Here is a 20,007-nt window from a genome sequence, read left to right on the forward strand (position 1 = left end):
AGGAGATAAGCGAATGGCGCGCACTAGTCGCAGACGTGAGCTGAAATCCGAAATCAACATCGTTCCACTGCTGGACGTTTTGTTGGTGCTGTTACTGATATTTATGGCAACGGCACCCATTATTTCCCAGAGTGTGGAAGTTGAATTACCGGATGCAACAGATACACAAACCGTATCATCAAGTGACAACCCACCTATAATTTTAGAGGTGTCGGGTGTTGGGCAGTATAATATGCGGCTCGATGGTGAGGTATTAGAATTGCTTCCACCAGAACAGATTGCTGCTGAAGCGAAATCACAATTAGAGAAAAACCCAAAAGCGATTTTCTTAATTGGTGGTGCAAAAGAGGTGCCTTATGAAGAAGTTATTAAGGCTCTGAATATTTTGCACAGTGCAGGGATAAAATCTGTCGGCTTGATGACTCAGCCTATCTAGGCTGGGTTGTTGTGGTTTGAATAAGTCACAATTCTTTTTTTGGATACCAGAGTGGGAAAGTCAAAAGAGAAAAAAGATAACCTAAACCGTTCATTAGTGATGTCTGTTGTATTGCACATCATATTGATTGGCTTGATTGTTATAGGCTCTTTAGTTTCCGTCGTCAAACTTGGTGGTGGCGGGGAAGAAGGGACTGTCATCGATGCGGTGATGGTCGACCCTGGCGTGGTTGTTGAGCAATATGAACAAATGCAAAAACAACAAAACATGGTCAGACAAGCAGCTAAAGAGCGTAAAGAGCAAGAACAAAAACAAGAGGCTGAGCTAAGAGAGCAGCAAGAAAAGGAACAAAAACGTCTGCAACAGCTTGAACAAGAGCGTATCAAAACTGAACGAGATACCGCTAAGCAACAAAAACAAGCTGAAGAGCAACAGAAAAAAGCATTAGAAGCCGCTAAAAAAGCCAAGGAAGAGCAAAAAATAGCGGAAGAAGCTGCCGCGAAAGCGAAAGCTGAAAAGGAAAAATTAGTTAAAGAGCAGGCAGCTGAAAAAGCGAAAGCTGAAGCTCAAGCTAAAAAAGAAGCCGAAGCGGCTAAAGCTAAAGCAGAGAAAGAAGCTCAAGAAAAAGCAGAAAAAGAAGCCAAAGAAAAGGCTGATAAAGAAGCTAAAATAAAAGCAGACAAGGAAGCTAAGGCTAAAGCGGATAAAGAAGCGAAAGAGAAAGCAGATAAAGAAGCGAAAGCTAAAGCAGCGAAAGCGAAAGCGGAGGCGGCAAAAAATGCGGCTTCTGTAGATGATTTACTCGGCGATTTAACTGCTTCAGGGCCAAGTAAACAGGGCGGCCAAGCTTCTGCTGGAACTGGTGGCGGTAAAAAATCAGGGGCCTCAAACGCAGATGTTGATAACTATGCAGGTAAGGTAAAAGCGGCAATCCAAAGTAAGTTCTATGATTCAGATACTTATCGTGGGCGGACTTGCGAATTGCAATTGGTGCTCGCACGGGATGGCGCTTTGATGGGGATTAAACCTAAAAATAACCCGACGAACGACGCTGCGTTATGTGATGCGGCAATTCGAGCTGCGAAGTTAGCTTCGATGCCAAGACCCGATTCAGATAAAATTTTTGAAAGGGTTAAGAGGGAAGGTATCGTCGTTGATTTTAAACCTTGATTTAAGTAAGTCAGAGCTATCTGTATTGAAAAATCTATCGCATTAGAATAAATAGTTTGTGTGGTATCTAGTTTTGTTATTATACCTTTGTTAAAATTCAGCGAATTATTGCGGTGGTAAACAATCCGTAGTAAGGGAGACAAGAATGAAGCAGGCTTTTAAAGTAGTTTTAGGGTTCCTAATGCTATGGGCGACAGTGGCTCAGGCTGAAATACGTATTGAGATCACTGAAGGTGTTAATTCAGCTCAACCGATTGGTGTCGTACCCTTTAAATGGACAGGTGCTGGAGCACCCCCACAGGAAGTAGGCCAAATCGTAGGTTCTGATTTACGTAATAGCGGGAAATTTAACCCTATTGAACCAAGTCGTATGCCTCAGCAACCCGGTACAGCCTCTGAAGTAACTCCAGAAGCATGGACTGCATTGGGTATTAATGCAGTGGTTGTAGGGCAAGTGCAGCCAGCCGCAGATGGTAGCTTTGTTGTCAGCTATCAACTGGTTGATGTTGCAGCTAACCCAGGTGCTGTTTTATCTCAGAACCAATATAAAGTCACTAAAGAATGGTTACGTTATGCAGCTCATACTGCAAGTGACGAAGTCTTTGAAAAACTAACCGGTATTCGTGGTGCATTCCGCACGCGTATTGCTTATATTGTGGTTAACAAAGGCGGTCAGTATCCATATGAATTACGAGTTTCTGACTACGATGGGTTTAACCAGTTTACAGTTCATCGTTCACCAGAACCTTTAATGTCGCCAGCATGGTCACCAGATGGCGAAAAACTCGCGTATGTCACTTTTGAAAGCGGTAGTTCAGCGCTTGTTATTCAAACTCTTTCTACAGGAGCAGTCCGTCAGGTTGCATCATTCCCACGTCACAATGGGGCACCTGCATTCTCTCCTGATGGGACAAAACTGGCATTCGCACTGTCTAAAACAGGCAGCTTGAATTTATATGTTATGGACTTAGCGAGTGGGCAAATTCGTCAAGTAACAGATGGTCGTAGCAACAATACTGAACCAAGCTGGATGCCGGATAGCCAAACTTTAGTCTATACTTCAGATCAGGCGGGACGTCCGCAGATTTATAAAATGAATATTAATGGTGGCAGCCCTGAACGTGTTTCTTGGGAAGGAACACAAAATCAGGACGCTGATGTTAGTCCGGATGGTACTTTCTTAGTGATGGTCAGCTCCGGCGGCGGTCAGCAACATGTCGCCAAACAAGATCTGGCAACGAACAACGTTGAATTTTTAACGAAAACGTTCCTAGATGAAACGCCGAGTATCGCACCTAACGGCACTATGGTAATTTATAGCTCCTCTCAAGGCTTGGGGACTATATTGCAGCTAGTTTCGACCGACGGGCGTTTCAAAGCGCGTCTTCCGGCTACCGATGGACAGGTAAAATTCCCTGCCTGGTCGCCGTATCTGTGATGCATAATAATAATGTGTGGCAAAAAAATATTAAGGATCAAAACGATGCAACTGAATAAAGTGCTTAAAGGGCTGATGATCGCATTACCAATCATGGCAGTCGCAGCTTGTAGCTCTAACAAAAACAATGACCAAGATGGCGTAGATACTTCTACTAACCAAACTAACACTGGTCTGTCTGCGGAAGAGCTGGCACGTCAGCAAATGGAACAGCTGCAACAAAACAACACTGTTTACTTTGGTTTCGATAAATACAACGTATCTCCAGAGTATGCGGAAATGTTAGATGCGCATGCAGCATTCCTACGTAGCAACCCATCTGTACGTGTTGTTGTTGAAGGTCATGCGGATGAGCGCGGTACTCCAGAATATAACATCGCGCTGGGCGAGCGTCGTGCTAATGCAGTTAAAATGTATCTGCAAAGCAAAGGTGTTTCTGGTGACCAAGTTTCACTGGTTTCTTACGGTAAAGAAAAACCAGCTGTGTTAGGTCACACTGAAGCAGACTACGCGAAAAACCGTCGTGCAGTCATTGCATACTAATAGATAAGAGAAATTATCTATTATGAACAGTAACTTCAGACATCTAATTGTAGGTCTGTCGTTATTGGTTGGCGTAGCGGCCCCTTGGGCCGCTATTGCCCAAGCGCCAATCAACAATGTCGGATCTGGTTCAACAACAGACCGTCTTACCCAACTTGAGACTGCGGTTAATTCTCAAGGCCAAATCATGTATCAAATCCAGCAACAGCTTGCCGATAACCAACGCGACATAGATATGTTACGTGGTCAGATTCAAGAAAGTGAATATAAATTGAATCAAGTTATTGAGCGTCAAAAAGATTTGTATATGCAATTAAATGGCTCGGGTGACGGCAATTCTGCCAATACAGGTGAAACACCTGACACTAGTGCATCAAATGCATCTTCTTCAACTACACCTGCTGCATCAGCTAATACAGGTGGAAATGAGAAAGATGATTATAATGCGGCAGTTAAGCTTGCAATGGAAAGCAAATCAAAAGCCCAAATTGATGGGGCTATTAATGCGCTTCAAGGGTTTATCAAAACCTACCCTAAGTCTGGGTATCAATCTAACGCCAACTATTGGTTGGGGCAGTTAAACTACAATAAAGGCAGCAAAGATGACGCGGCTTTTTACTTTGCAACTGTAGTTAAGCAATATCCTAAATCTCAGAAAAGCAGTGAAGCTTTATATAAAGTTGGGCTGATCATGCAAGACAAAGGGCAAAAGGATAAAGCAAAGGCTGTTTACCAACAGGTGTTAAAGCAATATCCAAACAGTGCAGGCTCAAAATTAGCAGAAAAAAAGTTGAGTACACTTTAATTACTAACCCCGAAGCAATATTGCCGAATATTTCGGGGTTATCAGTATGATAAGTGCGCATTCAATCTATTTTAGTAAAAAAAACATTGCACCATCGTCAGAAATCAGTAATATAAGCCGCCGTTGATACGAGAATACGGTTAGCCGAAAACCTCGAGATACCAAAAATAAATATAGTTTTAGATGGGTCGTTAGCTCAGTCGGTAGATGATTGAGTTTTATTAAGATGGTTGCAGGTTCAACCCGAAGGGTAAGAAGCTGTGATTAGTTAGAAAAGTTATATAGATGGGTCGTTAGCTCAGTCGGTAGAGCAGTTGACTTTTAATCAATTGGTCGCAGGTTCGAATCCTGCACGACCCACCATCTAAAAGAAACAAACAATTCAAGCAATTCAGATGGGTCGTTAGCTCAGTCGGTAGAGCAGTTGACTTTTAATCAATTGGTCGCAGGTTCGAATCCTGCACGACCCACCATCTTAACAGCAGTTCAAGCCAATTCACTACCCCGTAAATACTCAGTCGGCTATCCATACCTCGGCAAGCTGGTTGCAGGTTCAGGCCGCAGGCTAAATTCGCAGAATTTAAATCCTGCACGACCCACCATCTCAACAGCAGTTCAAGCCAATTCATTACCCCGTAAATACTCAGTCGGCAATCCATACCTCGGCAAGCTGGTTGCAGGTTCAGGCCGCAGGCTAAATTCGCAGAATTTAAATCCTGCACGACCCACCATCTCAACAGCAGTTCAAGCCAATTCACTACCCCGTAAATACTCAGTCGCCAATCCATACCTCGGCAAGCTGGTTGCAGGTTCAGGCCGCAGGCTAAATTCGCAGAATTTAAATCCTGCACGACCCACCATCTCAACAGCAGTTCAAGCCAATTCACCGCCCCGTAAATACTCAGTCGGCAATCCATACCTCGGCAAGCGCGCAATGGTTCTAAGCATACCTTTAAAAAATGCATGAATTAGTTAGTGACTTAAATATGACTGAGATAAACTGAAAAGTGACAAGATAAAAAAATAGCCCCTGGTGTTGGGGCTCAAAAGGGATGGTTTATTTAACTGAGGGTAACTCTTGTATACAGTTATACCGTTAAATGAGTCATCTTTTGAAAGTCAAAATAAAAGAACTCATTGTTTTGTAAAGATAGTCATTAAATCGCCTTTTTTTGCTGTACTCTACGCTAATTAATTATAATCCTTCAGGTAGCAAGCCATTATCTTGTAAAAAGCCAATGACTAACATTTGCATTTTTTTTGCTAAATTATGCGCAGGAGAAAAGCCCTGTAACTTGGCAAGGTCGATACTCACCTCATCAAAACAACGCATTAAACATTGCAATGACAAGGCAGCTTTTTCTGAGGTACTGCAATTAAAAATGATTTCTAGTGCCTGTATGTACTTTTGTGGCATCCATTCATGGTACTTACGGCCATTATACCAAACATGCTTACCTTGTATGGTTACAAGGTGCTCAAGTAGCGTTAAGAAATAGTGCTTCATATCGGCACTTCTTGACCATGCCACCCATAATTCTTCACGGGTTAGTGCTATGGCGACTTGATGGGCTTCGTGCCAAAAGTCTGTGACAGTTTGTGAAAACTCAGTCTCTGTTAACGGTGTTGGTGCTAAAGATAGCAAATTGGCATCTTTTGGTAGCCCTTCAGTGATCCCAGTTTTATCTAACAAAACAATAAACCCGCGAGAGAATGTCGCATCTAACCCCTCACGTTTCATTTTATATAAGCGTTCAGGCTCAGCAAATGTGAAATCAACTTTGCGACCTTCCTCGTATATAACTAAACATGTCGGCCAATCTGGTGCGTCCTCTTCTTGATTGAGTAAATGTAGAACTGCTAAAGAGGAGCCAAAATGGTCAACCCAATGTTTTTGGTTAAATATTTCTGTCACACCGTGACCGATTAACTCAATGTCAATGTCGGAGTAATTATCAACATCTTGTTCTCTTCCTCGTGAGCCTGTGAGTACCACAGCTTCGATTCTTGGGTCGAGTAATGAAATGGATATAATTTTATTTATAATAGATACAGGTAATTCCATAACTGGCCTAATTAAATTTGATAAGAATGGCTACGATACCGATAAAATGAGTGAAAAGCTAAAGGACAAACGTAAAAAGTGTAGAAAAGGCACGAAAATGATTAAAGTCTATGCTTAGTAAGTGAAAAGCGAAGGTTATAGAGCAAAGTAGAGGAGACCTTATTGTATAGTCATCTCAAGTATTAATGTGGACTTTTGAAAAAGTGATATGGTTTTTCTCGACTATTCGCATTTTTACGAGAAAAATTTACATTAGGATAATGCATGACTTAAATTGAATTTAAGTCATGCATATAATTTAAAATTATTCTTCTTTATTTAACATAATAAAATAAAATTTGTATTTTATTTTAGGTTAATATAATTTAATCAGTATCATGTTTTTTTAAAAAGGAATTGAAATGAATGCTATTTTTCAGGGGAGCAATACTCAGGAAGATCGTAAAGAGGGTATTCGTGGAAGGAATAAAAGTTATTTAGAATTGAAGGAGAATTTTGAATATATCTATGAAAAAATACCAGCTTATTATAAAGAACTAAAATCATTAACTGAAGAAATATCAAATCTAAAAGAAACAATCGATAAACATGATGTAGCTAATGAATATATTGATAGGGTTAATGAATATATTGATAGAGTTAAGGGGGGATTGGACACATATATGGAACTAAAAGGTAAGTTGGAACCTTATCTTGATGAACCAGTGAAAATAAAAAATATTCCATCAGAGATAACAGGAATCTATAGTAATGTGGCATTAAGTATTCGTAATTATCCTACTATTAACTATTCTTTGTATAGGTTGCCATCTAAGTTTAAACAAAACTCCCCAAAAAAAACAAATCAAGCTAAAGATTATACATTAGATTTCCATACCTCTTTGGCCAAAATAAGAGAGCCAGTAGCATTAATATCTAGAAAAATAAATGAAATAAAAGATTATGAAGAAACAGGAGGGGAAGTTGGTGAGTTTGTTGAATATAAGCCTAAAATAATGACTGAAAATTTGGGTAATACTGATACGCCAAATGATAGTTTAAAAAAAGAATCATTAAAACAAGACAAATCAATCAAAGATAAAGATATGGAGAATTTAGGTTTTTATAATGAAGGAATTAAATTGATAGAAAATATTGTTAGTTTATATAGCAGTGAACAAGCATTGTTAAATAAAATAAGTGATAATATAAATATTAGTAATGGTGCTAAAGTACTAATTTCATTTCTACCTACAATGTAACTCGGCGGGTGGTGAAAATAAATTTTTACTCTACTTGTCGTGGTATTGAAGTCACATAGCTAATTTAGCCACCTGAATAGAGGAGGTATTATACACCTAAGGGTTTATAAGTAATATTATGGCAAAGTAAATTAAAACTTAAAGCCGCCTAACTAATCATTACCACAACTTTCTGCGGTTGATTTGCCTGTGCTCATAACATCAGCGTTGGTAAATCAATCACAGATAAATGGGGATGGCAGCCCTGAACCATTCTAGATATCCCAAAAATGCGTCAGTATCATCATATTAGAGCATCAAGTGAAGCAATGAGTTCTAGTTACTTCAATATAATGGCAGTTTAAAACTGATGAATCAGAACGATTATTTTGCGATATGCTAAAACTGTAGTCGAATTTTATAGTTCACTGCAATTCTTACCAAAAGTACAAGTGTAATGACCAATCAAGTAGGGCGTTATCGGCTTCTATCTAATTAAAGAATAATTTTCACTTTTATATCTTTTAAAGAAAAGCAACCGTAAGGGGAAAATGATGCTTGATAACTGAAAAAGGGTGGAGACTTCTTTCGTAAAGTGGGGTATCTTGTTTAGTATATAAAACAAAAAGCGGCTAATTTTGCGGTCTTAACTTATTTGAAGCATTAAAATCGCTTTATGCTAAACAGAGGCAAGAAATGAGCGTGTTTATCGATTTTGATCAGTCAGTATATCCATTTCCAGCAAAACCGGCACTATTAAGCTCGGATGAAAAAGCATTTTATCGCCAACGGATCAAATCTCTTTTGGTTGAAAAAAATGCAGTTATTGTTGCGCACTACTATACAGACCCAGAAATCCAGGCGTTAGCGGAAGAAACGGGGGGCTGCGTTGCTGATTCATTAGAAATGGCACGTTTTGGGGCTAAGCACCCAGCTTCAACTTTAGTCGTGGCTGGGGTAAAGTTTATGGGGGAAACCGCTAAAATACTCAGCCCTGAAAAACACGTATTAATGCCAACTCTAGATGCCCAATGTTCTCTTGATATTGGCTGCCCAGAAGAAGAGTTTATTCGTTTTTGTGATGCACATCCGGACAGAACTGTTGTCGTTTATGCAAATACTTCAGCAGCGGTCAAAGCGCGTGCCGATTGGGTGGTTACATCCAGTATTGCGGTAGAATTGATTGAGCATCTTGATAGCTTAGGTGAAAAAATAATTTGGGCTCCAGATCGTCATTTAGGTCGCTATGTACAGCAACAAACAGGGGCTGATATTTTGTGCTGGCAAGGTGCGTGTATTGTTCATGATGAATTTAAAACACAGTCATTGGAAAAAATGAAAGCGCTTTACCCAGAAGCAGCAGTGTTAGTTCATCCTGAGTCCCCACAAGCTATTGTTGACCTTGCTGATGCCGTCGGGTCAACAAGTCAATTAATCAAAGCGGCACAAGCACTACCTAACCCTTCAATGATTGTAGCGACGGATAAAGGCATTTTTTATAAAATGCAGCAAGCATGCCCTGATAAAGCGCTATATATTGCTCCAACTGCTGGTGAGGGCGCAACATGTCGTACTTGTGCACACTGTCCATGGATGGCGATGAACGGGTTACAGGCAATTGCAGAGGCTCTAGAAGGCCATACTCAAAATCATCAAATTGAGGTAAGTGCAAGTTTACGCGAAAAAGCATTGCTGCCTTTGAATAAGATGCTAGAGTTTGCCGAGAGTCTAAAATAAAAATAAGTTAGCGTGATATGTTAGCTATATTCTAATTCAGTACTGAGCAATACAACATTAACTATCAATCATAAAGGGTTTTGGGATGGATTTCTTTAGTACAGCCAATACATTAGTGCAAATCCCACTTTGGGGTTCTGTTTATGATTTGTCTTATATTGAAGCGGTGGGGACGGTTGCAGGGCTGCTCTGTATCTTACTGGCTAGTTTTGAAAAAACGATTAACTATCTATTTGGTTTAATTAATGTTTCATTGTTTGCTGTCATATTTTTTCAAATCCAATTATATGCAAACCTGCTCTTACAGATATTTTTCTTTGTTGCGAATATTTATGGTTGGTACGCATGGACCCGAGTGACCAGCTCACAACAAGCGGAGTTAAAAATTCGCTGGTTGAGCTTCCCAAAAGCCATGGTCACACTCGTGGTTTCTATTTTAGCTATCGTTTACTTAACATTTAATATTGATGCTGTATTTGGTGTGTTAGCGATATGGGCCGTTGAATTATTGAATTTATTTGGCGCAAACTTAGCAATGCCAGCCATAGAACCAGATGCATTTCCATTTTGGGATTCTGCAATGACAGTACTTTCCGTTGTAGCAATGATCTTGATGACGCGTAAGTATGTTGAAAACTGGTTATTGTGGGTCATTATTAACGTGATTAGTATCGTGATTTTCTTTATTCAGGGTGTTTATGCAATGTCTTTAGAATACTTAATTTTATTAGGTATCGCGGTTAATGGCTCTAGGCTTTGGATAAAATCAGCCAAAGAGAACGGCTCCTCACCAATATCACGAACTTAACCAGAAAAAATCGCTTAAAGCGGCTAAAGTGACATTATCGTCGTTTAGCCGTTTTAGTTATTTTTTGCTCTGTAAAATCGGTATTTAACCTATTTATCGTGCTAAATATCAACATTAAACCTCATTTTATAATCAGCCTACGGTAAAACCATGGTTTTATCGTGCGTTTGCCTGTTTACAGACGTCGGTTGAACAGTTAGATTAAAAATTCGATGCTAATTATCTTTTCAATTTTCAGTTAACTTTTGAAGCGCAGTGAAGGCTTTCATCTGCTTGCTTAATGCTTTGCTCTAGCGCGGGTAACTTGAAGAAACTTGGCATGCAAATCAACGACAGTAAAAAATAATAAACATTGGATATACGGGTATGAACTATCAGAACGATGACGTCAGAATTAAACAAATAAAAGAATTATTACCACCAATTGCTTTACTTGAAAAATTTCCAGCAACTGATAAAGCTGCGTTTACCGTTCATGAAGCACGACTTGCAATCCACAATATTTTAGCGGGTAAAGATGATCGTTTAGTGGTGGTGATTGGCCCTTGTTCTATTCATGATACTAAAGCGGCTTTAGAGTATGCAGAGCGTTTAGGTAAGCTACGCGAAGAATTAAAAGATTCACTTGAGATTGTCATGCGAGTGTATTTTGAAAAGCCGCGTACAACTGTGGGTTGGAAAGGGCTAATTAATGACCCTAAAATGGACCATAGCTTTGATATTAACGAAGGTTTACGTATAGCTCGTGAATTATTATTAACGATCAATAACCAAGGTTTACCTACCGCAGGTGAATTTTTGGATGTGATTAGCCCTCAGTACGTTGCTGATTTAATGAGTTGGGGAGCGATTGGTGCTCGCACCACTGAATCACAAATTCACCGTGAATTAGCATCAGGTTTATCCTGTCCTGTTGGCTTCAAAAACGGGACAGATGGGACGATTAAAATTGCGATTGATGCAATAAACTCTGCCCGTTCAGCCCACTGTTTCTTATCAGTCACCAAATGGGGGCACTCTGCGATAGTCAATACGAGTGGTAACCCTGATTGCCATATTATTTTGCGTGGCGGGAAAGAACCCAACTACAGTGCTAAGCATGTAAAAGAAGTCTGTGAAGGTTTAGAAAAAGCCGGCTTAGCACCCAGTATTATGATCGATTTTAGCCATGCGAATAGCTGTAAACAATTTGAAAAACAGATGGAAGTGGCTACCAATGTAAGTGAACAAATTAGTCATGGTGACCGCTCAATTACAGGTGTTATGATTGAAAGTAACCTTGTAGAGGGTAATCAAAATTTAGAGTCCGGTGAGCCATTAATTTATGGTAAAAGTGTCACTGATGCTTGTATTGGATGGGATGATACAGAAAAAGTATTACGCCAATTAGCAGATGCAGTGATTACCCGTCGTAACAAGTAATCAAGACCACGTTCACTCAATAAAGTTAAAGCGAGTTTATTTATTAAACTCGCTTTTTTTATGATATCAATCCATTTAAGTTGGGTTAGCACCTTAAATAAAAACTATCGGTTTTGCAGATAGAATCAAAGGGTTGTACCAAAAAACACCTTACCATTACAATATAGATGTTTTTATTAATATAATTTTATATTAATTCATTGTTTAATGTTTTTTTCCTTTTTTTAATTTTAAGTGATTTTTCTGTTGAATTCTTTTATTTATATAAAATAAAAATTTGTTTTTTTTATAGTAAAGTAATAGCTTGTTATTTTATGGATGCAAGGATATCACCTGTAAAACTAACATAATGGAGTATGAAATGATTATTAAGAAAGAAATTAGAGAAGAATTAAAATATCAAACGACTAAGTATAAAAAATCAGATGGTATCACGGTTGATCTTGGTTATTCTAATTCTAAGAATTTTATGGAGAAAGTAAATTATGAAATTAACTTAAATTATCAATTGTTAAAATCACTAAAAAAATCAGATTCACTCTATGAGTCCATTAAAGAAAGAAAATATAAAATAGGGTTAATGATAAAAAAATATGAGATTAAAAATAAAAATTCTCAGGGTAATGCTAAAGAATTGGAATCAAAACTAAATACGTTAAAAGTTGTTTATAAACATATAGAGAAACTTAAATCGGCTCATGGGTATTATCAGAGTATGATTTATGCAATGAAGGAATATATTGTAGAAAAGGATAATAGAGTTGATATGTATAAACAGTTAATGGAGGTCGATGAGATAATTAAAAAAGAGCCAATTTGTGTAGTTGATGAACTAGATAAAAATTTGGTTGGTGAGTTTAACTCAACTCTACCTAATGAAAATATAAAAGGGTTAGAATATAGTGAAGTTAATTTATTAACTAACACATATAAAGAGCTAGTTGATAACTTAAATGAGTTTTTGAATAATATTCAATCGTTTGAAGAAAATGAAATATATGATGGTGTTGATTTTATCAGTGACCTAGATGGCACCAGAAAAATGATTCAGAAATATAATAAATTAATCTCGAAAGAGAACGCGGTTTCACAGGGTAAAAAAAGAAATACAGAGAGTGAAAGTAAAATTAATGCCATGAAACAGGCTCGTGAAGATTTACAATATAGAGTTGTTCATACTGAGGATGCTTTAAAAAGATATTCTATTGAAGCTCAATATATGTTTTTTGTAGAAAAAGATTTTTCTAGTGATTCAATGAGCTTAGTTTGCGCTGTGGCTGTGTTTAATGCTACTAATACTATCTTGATGGAGGCGATGAATATAAATAATTTAGTTCCTAGATTATCAACGCTGACGCCCTTGAGCCCTATAAAAGTATTTTAAGTCATTATCCCCTTTACCTACATATTAAAGTAGGTAAAGGGGACGAATAAATTGCAGTCTCTTTTACTTTGGTATTTTGGCTAATAGTTCTTCTAGTTTCTTTTGCTCTTCAGGGGTTGCATTTGCTGGAGTAGCGGTTAGCTGCAATACCTCATTTGATGTTTGCACATTAAAATGCACTTTCCCTTTTTCACCCTTGGTATAAGTAACGTCTTTTAGTGGAATACGGTAACAATGAGCGAAAATATTTGGGCGAATATACAAGTGTGCATCTTTAATGGCTAAATAAACGCTATCAGCTGCTTTCTTGCCAAAATAACCAAGGAAAATGGTTAAGACGAATAGAAACATACCTAAACTTTGGCTAAGTAAGATAAAGGCAACACTGATAATACCTAGAGCAATGACAACAATACGATTATTACGTTTATTAAACTCGATTTTTGTTGCAAAGTCGATATTGATGGTGGTATCGAATGGCTCTAATTGGCGATAACGCCAGCGGATCGCAGAAAAAATCATCCCCATGACAAACACTATTGTGATAGGCATGAGTGCAACGCTACTGATGATAGCAAGGCCAATGGCGAGCCTTGGTTTATATTTCATGACCATCATGCTGACAATTTGAATAGGAAAGCTGATGCAAGCAATCGTCATCAAGGTTTTCATTAATTCATGGTTTGCTGCACCATTTGAACCATCAATGGCGAGCTCACCTGCATTGATCATATAGAGGAGTGAGCCCAAAATACTCGCGCTAAGAACCAGCCCTACCCACACGTAAATATTAAATTTGTTCATTTCTTTGCTCTATGCACCTTTTTATGTGTATTTCCCTATGATAATCCGTTATTCCTATTTCTAACACTAACTGTTTGTATTTTTTATTTTTGATAGAGGGGGAAATGAAAGGTATTTTGAAAAGAAAAAGGGATAAGCAAACGGCTTAACCCTTTCGTACTATAGATAAAGTAAGTAATTACTTCGCTTTACCTTGGTTCGCAACAGCTGCTTGTTTAGCCGCGATTTCGTCTTGGTTACCTAAGTAGTAACGTTTGATAGGTTTCATGTTCTCATCGAACTCATAAACCATTGGTACCGCAGTTGGGATATTCAAGTTCAGAATTTCATCTTCACCCATGTTATCCAAATATTTAACTAAGGCACGCAGAGAGTTACCGTGAGCTGCGATGATCACTTTTTCACCGCTAGCAACGCGAGGTTTGATCACTTCTTCCCAATAAGGAACAACACGCTCGATAGTGGTTGCTAAGCTTTCAGTAACCGGTAATTCTTTTTCAGAAAGTTTTGCGTAACGTGGGTCATGGCCAGGATAACGTTCATCGTCTTTAGTTAAATCTGGTGGAGTGATGGCAAAACCACGACGCCACAGTTTAACTTGCTCATCACCATATTTGGCCGCAGTTTCTGATTTGTCTAAGCCTTGTAGAGCACCATAATGACGCTCGTTTAATTTCCAGCTTTTTTCAACTGGCAGCCATTGCTGTTCAACTTGATCAAGGATGTTCCATAAAGTATGGATAGCGCGTTTTAGAACTGAGGTATAAGCGAAATCAAAAACAAAGCCTTCATCTTTTAGCAGTTGGCCTGCAATTTTTGCTTCTTCACGACCTTTATCAGACAGTTCTACATCAGTCCAACCTGTGAAGCGGTTCTCTTTGTTCCACTCACTTTCACCGTGTCTTACTAAAACCAGTTTAGTTACAGCCATAGCTAAAACTCCTATCAGTACACTCAAATTAAAAATGAATTATTGCTGACCTACATTATAGGGATAGTCAACTCGAACGCTAGTAGCAACTTACGTTTTATCGAAACCAAATCAAAAAACGGATAAACAATGGAAATATTCAAGCCATAATTTGGTTTGTAAGGGGAAAGTTGCCTTTTTATTATCCAGTTACCATTTTTACAGGGTAGGTAAAAAATAACAGATGAACTAAATTTAACCCGAAGTGAATCGATACAGCAAGCCATAATTTTCCACTCCACATCCATGCTAAGCCATAAATTAAGCCTGCAATGGCCGCAAAGAGAATTAAGAGTGGGCCGCCGGCAAAATGCACCCCACCAAATAAGAGAGCTGTAAGTATTAAAGCAAGGTAAGGGGAACCGAACCATTGGGTGAGTCTTTGTTGTAAATAACCACGAAATAGCGCTTCTTCAGCTAGTGAAACAAAAAGTAGATTACAGAGCACAAAAACAGGTAACCAACTAGGAAAATGCCATTCAAAGGCTAATCCGCCAGCAGTAGTCGCGACCAGCAATAAAAGAGGCACAGAAATAACCAGCAGTACCCATTGAACTTTAGTTGCATGCTTGGCTGGACGGCAGACAAATAACGTTGGTAAGCAGGCGAGTAAAATAAAAGGGACTAATGCCTTATCAAAATTAAAATACATAGTAAAAGGGGCGCTATGTGTGCCTACGGTGACTTTATCGAGATATTTCAGGTTATTAAACCCAGGAAATAAGTGAATAAATAGCCCTATAGCACAGGCAATTAACACAATCTCACTGCTTATTTTCAGCGCTAAATGGTGTTGGTAGTGTATGCGAATAAAAGAAACGGCTGCGACAACAATACAAAGTAAAAGGGCCGGCCAACTCATAATTCCAGACAATACTGCGGTAACAACCCCAAGCAACAACAGTATGAATGAAATCAATCGATGCGTAGCAAGTGTTGCAAGTGAAGAGGCTAATATTAACCAAGCCATAAATAATACCTATATTAATCTTTAAACTATTATGGGCGGCAGAGTTTAATCATTTTTAATGAGTTTGCTAATCGTAAAGAATTAAAAATAAAAAATATTATTAATAATCAATTCATTATATTATTATTTTGGTAGTTGGTTGGTTAATCACTAGATTAACTTCGCCAATAAATCCGAAATAGAGCTTATTGGCGAAGTGATCAAATTTTAAAGTTCATCAATTTCGTAGCGGTATTTTCCGCTATCAGGGACGAAGGTTAACCGGTGAGTAATACAGGCTGGAGCATCTTCTTGGTGGTGAGTGACAAACAGTAATTGTGTGTTGCCTTGGCTTAGCATGACATCAATAAACCTAAGGACTAACAAGCGGTTCAACCCATCGAGCCCCTGTAATGGTTCGTCTAAAATTAGCATTGCAGGGTGTTTGACCAGAGCACGCGCAATTAAGACTAAACGTTGCTGCCCCCAAGACAGGCTATGGAAAGGTTGCTGTGCAGTTTGGGCTGAAAAACCTAATAAGGTTAACCATTCATTAGCTAATTGAATTTGACGGTCAGACGGGGCTTGATATAAGCCGATGGAGTCATGAAAGCCAGATATAATGACATTTAGTACACTGGTTGCGACCCGGTACTCTTCATGGATACTGTTACTGACATAGCCTATATGGCGTTTGATATCCCAAATTGTTTCTCCTGTACCTCTGCGACGGCCAAATAAGGTGAGGTCATTACTATAGCCTTGTGGGTGATCCCCTGTAATTAGGCTTAATAATGTGGATTTTCCCGCCCCATTTTCGCCAATAATCTGCCAATGTTCATTTGGGTTAACTTGCCAGTTTAGGCCATGCAAAATAGGTTGGTCGTTATAGCTAACAGTCCCATTCTTCAAAATGATACGAGGAACAGTATCATCTAGTTTTTCATCAGCAGTCGGATCTTCCGTTTCGGGAATCGATAGTAATTTTATTTTTTCACTGTGCTGTAATTGGTTAATTAGCGTGTTAGCGAGTACTGACTCTTTATCTCCTGAAAGGGACAGTTTGCAGTCCGCGACGACCCCCATTTTTTCAACAAACTCAGGGAGTTCGTCAAAACGGTTTAAAATTAAGATTAAAGTTAAGCCTTTTTCAGACAAACTATAGAGTAATTCACTGAGGTTGCTTCTGGAATAGACATCCAGACCATCAAAGGGTTCATCAAGGATTAATAAGTCAGGATTACCCATTAATGTTTGACATAACAATACCTTGCGGGTTTCCCCTGTTGAAAGGTATTTAAAGCGACGGGAGAGCAAGTCACTGATGCCAAAGCGAGCAGCAAGCTCTAGGCAATATTCATTATCTTTATGGTTAAATTGAATAATCTCAGCCGCAGTATATCCAGTGTCTTCTTCGTCTTCACTCAGCATATCCGTATTATTACGTTGCCACTCTTCAGTAATAATTTTCTGTAACTGTTCAAAGGAAAGGCGGACAGGGGAAAGAAAGGTATTGGTGACAATACCAGAAAGGGGTTTTAGTTCATTAGATAGCACGCGAGCTAAAGAGGATTTACCGCTGCCATTGGAACCAATAAAAGCCCAGTTTTCACCTTTTTCAATATTGAGTTGTTGAATTTCAAGTGTTTGTGTTTCACTGAGCTTAAAGCTGCCATGTTGTATAGTTATTGAGCTCATTAAGCTTCCTTATCATCATTTATTTACCTTGTCATCTATCACAAATAATCAGGATTGAAGATAAAGTCAACAACTGTAGGTGGGAGGATGAAAAAAAGGTAAATGCTTACTTACTTATTTGGTAAGTAAGCAGCGGTGGTTAGCACAGGGTGGCAACAATAACTTGGTCTGCATTAAATAAGGCAGTGATAGCATCATTAACATTGAGTGACAGTGTATCAACCTCGCTATTTGGCAGGGTTGAGCAGAGTGTTTCCCCGCCAGTCAGGGTTACAATAACTTCACTATTATCTTTACCACGTTCTAACATGGTAATTTTACCTGCTAAACAGTTATCGAACTCGGTTGCTTGTGGTTGTTTGCTTAGTTTTACCCAAGGCGCTTTAATGAGAGCAAGTACTTCTTTACCTTCAACTAACCCCAAACGGTTAGCACTTTGTTCGGTTAATGCTGCATTAATCACGGTACTATTGTCCGCTAAACGAATTTGTACATGCTGTTGAACTTGCATGTGGTCGCGAGTGATAAGGGTGCCAAAAAATTGATTACGGGCGCTGGTTTGTAGTGAAAAGCGAGAAATCGCTGCCAGCAGGCTGTCTAAAGGTAGGTTATCTTCTTTTAAGACATCAAACGCTTTTTGTTGGATCTGAGCTAATAAGTCATATAACTGGAGCAGTCTTTCACCATAATGGGTTAATGTCGTACCGCCGCCTCCTTTGCCACCGGTTGCTCTGTCGACTAAAATATCATCGGTGAGTTGGTTCATCTCATTAATGGCATCCCAAGCACTTTTATAACTGATACCTGCAAGTTTGGCCCCTTGGCTGATAGAACCCGTCGCTTTAATTTGTTTGAGTAGCGCGATACGGCGTGGATCAGCGAATAAACTGCCTTGCAATTTAAGTGTGAGTAAGATTTCTGCCTGCATATTTTTCTCCCTTCCGGCTTGGTTGGTGGTGACAGAGGTAAAAAGCACGTTTAGTATGTCGTTAGTATAATATTTTGTCTAAAATAGTCTCCATTATAACGCTATTATGCGTTATTATTTTGATTTGATTTATAATCAAAAAATTGAGAGTCGAATTTCCCTCGTCAGCGTATCTTGTAGGCTGGTGGGTACAGTATCACTGAAGAGGCTTTTTTATGTTAGAACTGATTAAAAGTTTAGGTTTCGCCCTGATGATGGTTCCTGTTGTGATGTTTTTAATCATGGGCCTGATTTATGGTCTTGGTGCGTTTTTTAACTTGTTATCTAAAGCGCATGTGCCACATCACCACAATACAGAGAACAAGTAACTTTTAGCGAGTTTCTTTTCTGACGGATTATAAAACTCCCTGATAGCTTAATGAGTTATCAGGGAGTTTTTCGTTTAATCAAGTTCCCCTCTATGGATATAATGTATCATGGTAATTTCCATAGAGTTGTCTGCGGCTAGACTGGTTAAATTGTTGTTGTTCTGCTAAAGGTAACGCTAAAAAATTATTTTTGAAATTTTTCAGTGTTTCGACATAATTTTTTGTTGTTGTTTCAGCGAGTTGTTTAACGGCTTCAATGACAAAAAGGCCACAGCCATTTGGCACATTTTCTTGGATATTCCCTTCAATATATTCAATGTCGCTCTGTATTCCAGCTTCTTTAGCGCATTCTGTTATAGTTTGCTTAATTTCCGATGGTAATTGATGGTATGAATTAAAAACAAAGCTTTTAACTTTATTGTCAGTGACGTCGTGATAGAGCATAAATAGCACCCAATGAGCCCCTGTATTTATTGGAAATATTTCGGGCTTATTTAGAAAGTTGCTTTGTCTTTTTATTTCCTCAATAGTTATTTTTAGCAAAGCCGCGTTGTCCTCGCTGATATCTAAAGGGTAGTTAACTGAAAATAAAGCTAAATAATCATCACTGATTAAGTTTGAATAAAGTTCATCACTTTGCTGCATTCGGTTATCACACCATAAATTACTCTCAGCGAGTGGTTTCGGCGCTGCCGGTTTTATATTATCGGGTTCCATAAATAAACGCGTTAGGCTTAATTTATCTGCAATATTGTTTAATGCGGAGCCAATGATATACAGTAATTTCGATGGTTTAGACAATACGGCTTGGTGATGTGCTGATTGATATAAAACTTTGCTCGTTTCTTGTATTTCTTTATCTACACCTTTCTTCGCTGGCAATTTTCCGCTAAATAAATCAAACAAGATATTTTGTGCTTGTTTTCCTACACTGTCTTGTCGTAAAGCTAGGTTATGTAATAAATCAATACTATTTAAGTTCCCTTCTCCAGACGATTTAGCTAAAGAATCTAAGGTTTCTTGGGGAATATCTTTGTCAAATAGCCCATAAAATTGTTGAGTGGTTAAGCTGCCTGAGTAATGAGCATTAGTTGGAGAATGTACTGTAGGTTGAATTGCCATATTATCTCCTCTGCTTTTATATACTTGTAAAAAGTTGAATGAAATATTCAAAGACACACGATTTGTGCCGATAAAGTTACAAGGGAAATAAGTTATAAACTATACAAAAACGATTCTTCGTAAACTAAAAACATGGCGTG

General features: G+C 38.6%; 18 protein-coding genes and 2 tRNA genes. 13 read left to right on the plus strand and 7 right to left on the minus strand.

What is annotated here, in order from left to right; genetic code table 11:
* Positions 1-13: 13 nt before the first annotated feature.
* From tolR to P3L56_RS05715, 7 genes are all read left to right on the plus strand, one after another.
* Positions 14-436, plus strand: coding sequence for a colicin uptake protein TolR (gene tolR, locus P3L56_RS05685; protein ID WP_004256786.1), 423 nt, complete (start codon positions 14-16; stop codon positions 434-436).
* A gap of 51 nt (positions 437-487) precedes the next feature.
* On the plus strand, positions 488-1,606 hold the full coding sequence (tolA, locus tag P3L56_RS05690; RefSeq protein WP_042848278.1) for a cell envelope integrity protein TolA: 1,119 nt from the start codon (positions 488-490) through the stop codon (positions 1,604-1,606).
* 145 nt (positions 1,607-1,751) lie between these two features.
* A complete protein-coding gene (gene tolB / locus P3L56_RS05695; protein WP_042848275.1) occupies positions 1,752-3,044 on the plus strand; it encodes a Tol-Pal system beta propeller repeat protein TolB in 1,293 nt (430 codons plus the stop codon).
* A 45-nt stretch (positions 3,045-3,089) separates the two neighbouring features.
* Complete coding sequence (pal, locus tag P3L56_RS05700; RefSeq protein WP_004909091.1) at positions 3,090-3,587, plus strand: peptidoglycan-associated lipoprotein Pal; 498 nt, start codon at positions 3,090-3,092, stop codon at positions 3,585-3,587.
* A 22-nt stretch (positions 3,588-3,609) separates the two neighbouring features.
* Positions 3,610-4,392 (plus strand): cell division protein CpoB, encoded by a 783-nt coding sequence (gene cpoB, locus P3L56_RS05705; protein WP_042848272.1) that lies wholly within the window; start codon positions 3,610-3,612, stop codon positions 4,390-4,392.
* Positions 4,393-4,679: 287 nt separating this feature from the next.
* Positions 4,680-4,755: transfer RNA gene (locus tag P3L56_RS05710), tRNA-Lys, on the plus strand.
* Positions 4,756-4,789: 34 nt separating this feature from the next.
* Positions 4,790-4,865, plus strand: a tRNA-Lys gene (locus P3L56_RS05715).
* A gap of 722 nt (positions 4,866-5,587) precedes the next feature.
* Here P3L56_RS05715 and P3L56_RS05720 read toward each other — a convergent pair.
* Positions 5,588-6,457 (minus strand): aminoglycoside 6-adenylyltransferase, encoded by an 870-nt coding sequence (locus P3L56_RS05720; protein ID WP_129466779.1) that lies wholly within the window; start codon positions 6,455-6,457, stop codon positions 5,588-5,590.
* A gap of 401 nt (positions 6,458-6,858) precedes the next feature.
* Here P3L56_RS05720 and P3L56_RS05725 point away from each other — a divergent pair, with 401 nt between their 5' ends.
* The 5 genes from P3L56_RS05725 (at position 6,859) to P3L56_RS05745 (ending at position 13,028) form a co-directional block, all read left to right on the plus strand.
* Complete coding sequence (locus P3L56_RS05725) at positions 6,859-7,698, plus strand: hypothetical protein (RefSeq protein WP_166685370.1); 840 nt, start codon at positions 6,859-6,861, stop codon at positions 7,696-7,698.
* A 675-nt stretch (positions 7,699-8,373) separates the two neighbouring features.
* Complete coding sequence (nadA, locus tag P3L56_RS05730; RefSeq protein ID WP_042846632.1) at positions 8,374-9,414, plus strand: quinolinate synthase NadA; 1,041 nt, start codon at positions 8,374-8,376, stop codon at positions 9,412-9,414.
* Positions 9,415-9,499: 85 nt separating this feature from the next.
* Entirely contained in the window at positions 9,500-10,222 is a 723-nt protein-coding gene (gene pnuC / locus P3L56_RS05735) for a nicotinamide riboside transporter PnuC (RefSeq protein WP_042846630.1), read from the plus strand.
* A gap of 366 nt (positions 10,223-10,588) precedes the next feature.
* Positions 10,589-11,644 carry a 3-deoxy-7-phosphoheptulonate synthase AroG gene (aroG, locus tag P3L56_RS05740; protein WP_042846629.1) on the plus strand — a complete coding sequence of 352 codons (1,056 nt, stop codon included), beginning with the start codon at positions 10,589-10,591 and terminating at the stop codon, positions 11,642-11,644.
* A gap of 361 nt (positions 11,645-12,005) precedes the next feature.
* Positions 12,006-13,028 (plus strand): hypothetical protein, encoded by a 1,023-nt coding sequence (locus P3L56_RS05745; RefSeq protein WP_198861178.1) that lies wholly within the window; start codon positions 12,006-12,008, stop codon positions 13,026-13,028.
* 63 nt (positions 13,029-13,091) lie between these two features.
* Here P3L56_RS05745 and P3L56_RS05750 read toward each other — a convergent pair whose 3' ends face one another.
* The 5 genes from P3L56_RS05750 to modE all read right to left on the minus strand — a co-directional run bounded on the left by P3L56_RS05750 (position 13,092) and on the right by modE (position 18,377).
* Positions 13,092-13,832: a hypothetical protein gene (locus P3L56_RS05750; protein ID WP_042846627.1), complete on the minus strand. Its 741-nt coding sequence runs from the start codon at positions 13,830-13,832 to the stop codon at positions 13,092-13,094.
* Positions 13,833-14,010: 178 nt separating this feature from the next.
* Positions 14,011-14,763: a 2,3-diphosphoglycerate-dependent phosphoglycerate mutase gene (gene gpmA, locus P3L56_RS05755; protein ID WP_042846626.1), complete on the minus strand. Its 753-nt coding sequence runs from the start codon at positions 14,761-14,763 to the stop codon at positions 14,011-14,013.
* 181 nt (positions 14,764-14,944) lie between these two features.
* Positions 14,945-15,772, minus strand: a complete 828-nt coding sequence (locus tag P3L56_RS05760) for a CPBP family intramembrane glutamic endopeptidase (RefSeq protein WP_042846625.1) — start codon at positions 15,770-15,772, stop codon at positions 14,945-14,947.
* A 207-nt stretch (positions 15,773-15,979) separates the two neighbouring features.
* Positions 15,980-17,449 carry a molybdate ABC transporter ATP-binding protein ModF gene (modF, locus tag P3L56_RS05765; RefSeq protein ID WP_210831617.1) on the minus strand — a complete coding sequence of 490 codons (1,470 nt, stop codon included), beginning with the start codon at positions 17,447-17,449 and terminating at the stop codon, positions 15,980-15,982.
* 139 nt (positions 17,450-17,588) lie between these two features.
* Positions 17,589-18,377, minus strand: coding sequence for a molybdenum-dependent transcriptional regulator (modE, locus tag P3L56_RS05770; protein ID WP_129466774.1), 789 nt, complete (start codon positions 18,375-18,377; stop codon positions 17,589-17,591).
* A gap of 215 nt (positions 18,378-18,592) precedes the next feature.
* Between modE and P3L56_RS05775 the strand changes: the two genes are divergently transcribed.
* Positions 18,593-18,745 carry an AcrZ family multidrug efflux pump-associated protein gene (locus P3L56_RS05775; RefSeq protein WP_004256731.1) on the plus strand — a complete coding sequence of 51 codons (153 nt, stop codon included), beginning with the start codon at positions 18,593-18,595 and terminating at the stop codon, positions 18,743-18,745.
* 90 nt (positions 18,746-18,835) lie between these two features.
* On the opposite strand, the gene P3L56_RS05780 is transcribed toward P3L56_RS05775, so the two are convergent.
* Positions 18,836-19,867: an ElaD/SseL family deubiquitinase gene (locus P3L56_RS05780; protein ID WP_210831616.1), complete on the minus strand. Its 1,032-nt coding sequence runs from the start codon at positions 19,865-19,867 to the stop codon at positions 18,836-18,838.
* Between the last annotated feature and the right edge of the window lie 140 nt (positions 19,868-20,007).

It is taken from the genome of Providencia sp. PROV024, from assembly GCF_032709665.1.
GTDB classification, from domain to species: Bacteria; Pseudomonadota; Gammaproteobacteria; order Enterobacterales; family Enterobacteriaceae; genus Providencia; species Providencia huashanensis.

Bases quoted from the DNA above. Each gene is read 5' to 3' on its own strand.
- tolR (WP_004256786.1), top strand. From the start codon at position 14: ATGGCGCGCACTAGTCGCAGACGTGAGCTGAAATCCGAAATCAACATC.
- tolB (WP_042848275.1), top strand. From the start codon at position 1,752: ATGAAGCAGGCTTTTAAAGTAGTTTTAGGGTTCCTAATGCTATGGGCG.
- pal (WP_004909091.1), top strand. From the start codon at position 3,090: ATGCAACTGAATAAAGTGCTTAAAGGGCTGATGATCGCATTACCAATC.
- cpoB (WP_042848272.1), top strand. From the start codon at position 3,610: ATGAACAGTAACTTCAGACATCTAATTGTAGGTCTGTCGTTATTGGTT.
- P3L56_RS05720 (WP_129466779.1), bottom strand. From the start codon at position 6,457: ATGGAATTACCTGTATCTATTATAAATAAAATTATATCCATTTCATTA.
- P3L56_RS05725 (WP_166685370.1), top strand. From the start codon at position 6,859: ATGAATGCTATTTTTCAGGGGAGCAATACTCAGGAAGATCGTAAAGAG.
- nadA (WP_042846632.1), top strand. From the start codon at position 8,374: ATGAGCGTGTTTATCGATTTTGATCAGTCAGTATATCCATTTCCAGCA.
- pnuC (WP_042846630.1), top strand. From the start codon at position 9,500: ATGGATTTCTTTAGTACAGCCAATACATTAGTGCAAATCCCACTTTGG.
- aroG (WP_042846629.1), top strand. From the start codon at position 10,589: ATGAACTATCAGAACGATGACGTCAGAATTAAACAAATAAAAGAATTA.
- P3L56_RS05745 (WP_198861178.1), top strand. From the start codon at position 12,006: ATGATTATTAAGAAAGAAATTAGAGAAGAATTAAAATATCAAACGACT.
- P3L56_RS05750 (WP_042846627.1), bottom strand. From the start codon at position 13,832: ATGAACAAATTTAATATTTACGTGTGGGTAGGGCTGGTTCTTAGCGCG.
- gpmA (WP_042846626.1), bottom strand. From the start codon at position 14,763: ATGGCTGTAACTAAACTGGTTTTAGTAAGACACGGTGAAAGTGAGTGG.
- P3L56_RS05760 (WP_042846625.1), bottom strand. From the start codon at position 15,772: ATGGCTTGGTTAATATTAGCCTCTTCACTTGCAACACTTGCTACGCAT.
- modF (WP_210831617.1), bottom strand. From the start codon at position 17,449: ATGAGCTCAATAACTATACAACATGGCAGCTTTAAGCTCAGTGAAACA.
- modE (WP_129466774.1), bottom strand. From the start codon at position 18,377: ATGCAGGCAGAAATCTTACTCACACTTAAATTGCAAGGCAGTTTATTC.
- P3L56_RS05775 (WP_004256731.1), top strand. From the start codon at position 18,593: ATGTTAGAACTGATTAAAAGTTTAGGTTTCGCCCTGATGATGGTTCCT.
- P3L56_RS05780 (WP_210831616.1), bottom strand. From the start codon at position 19,867: ATGGCAATTCAACCTACAGTACATTCTCCAACTAATGCTCATTACTCA.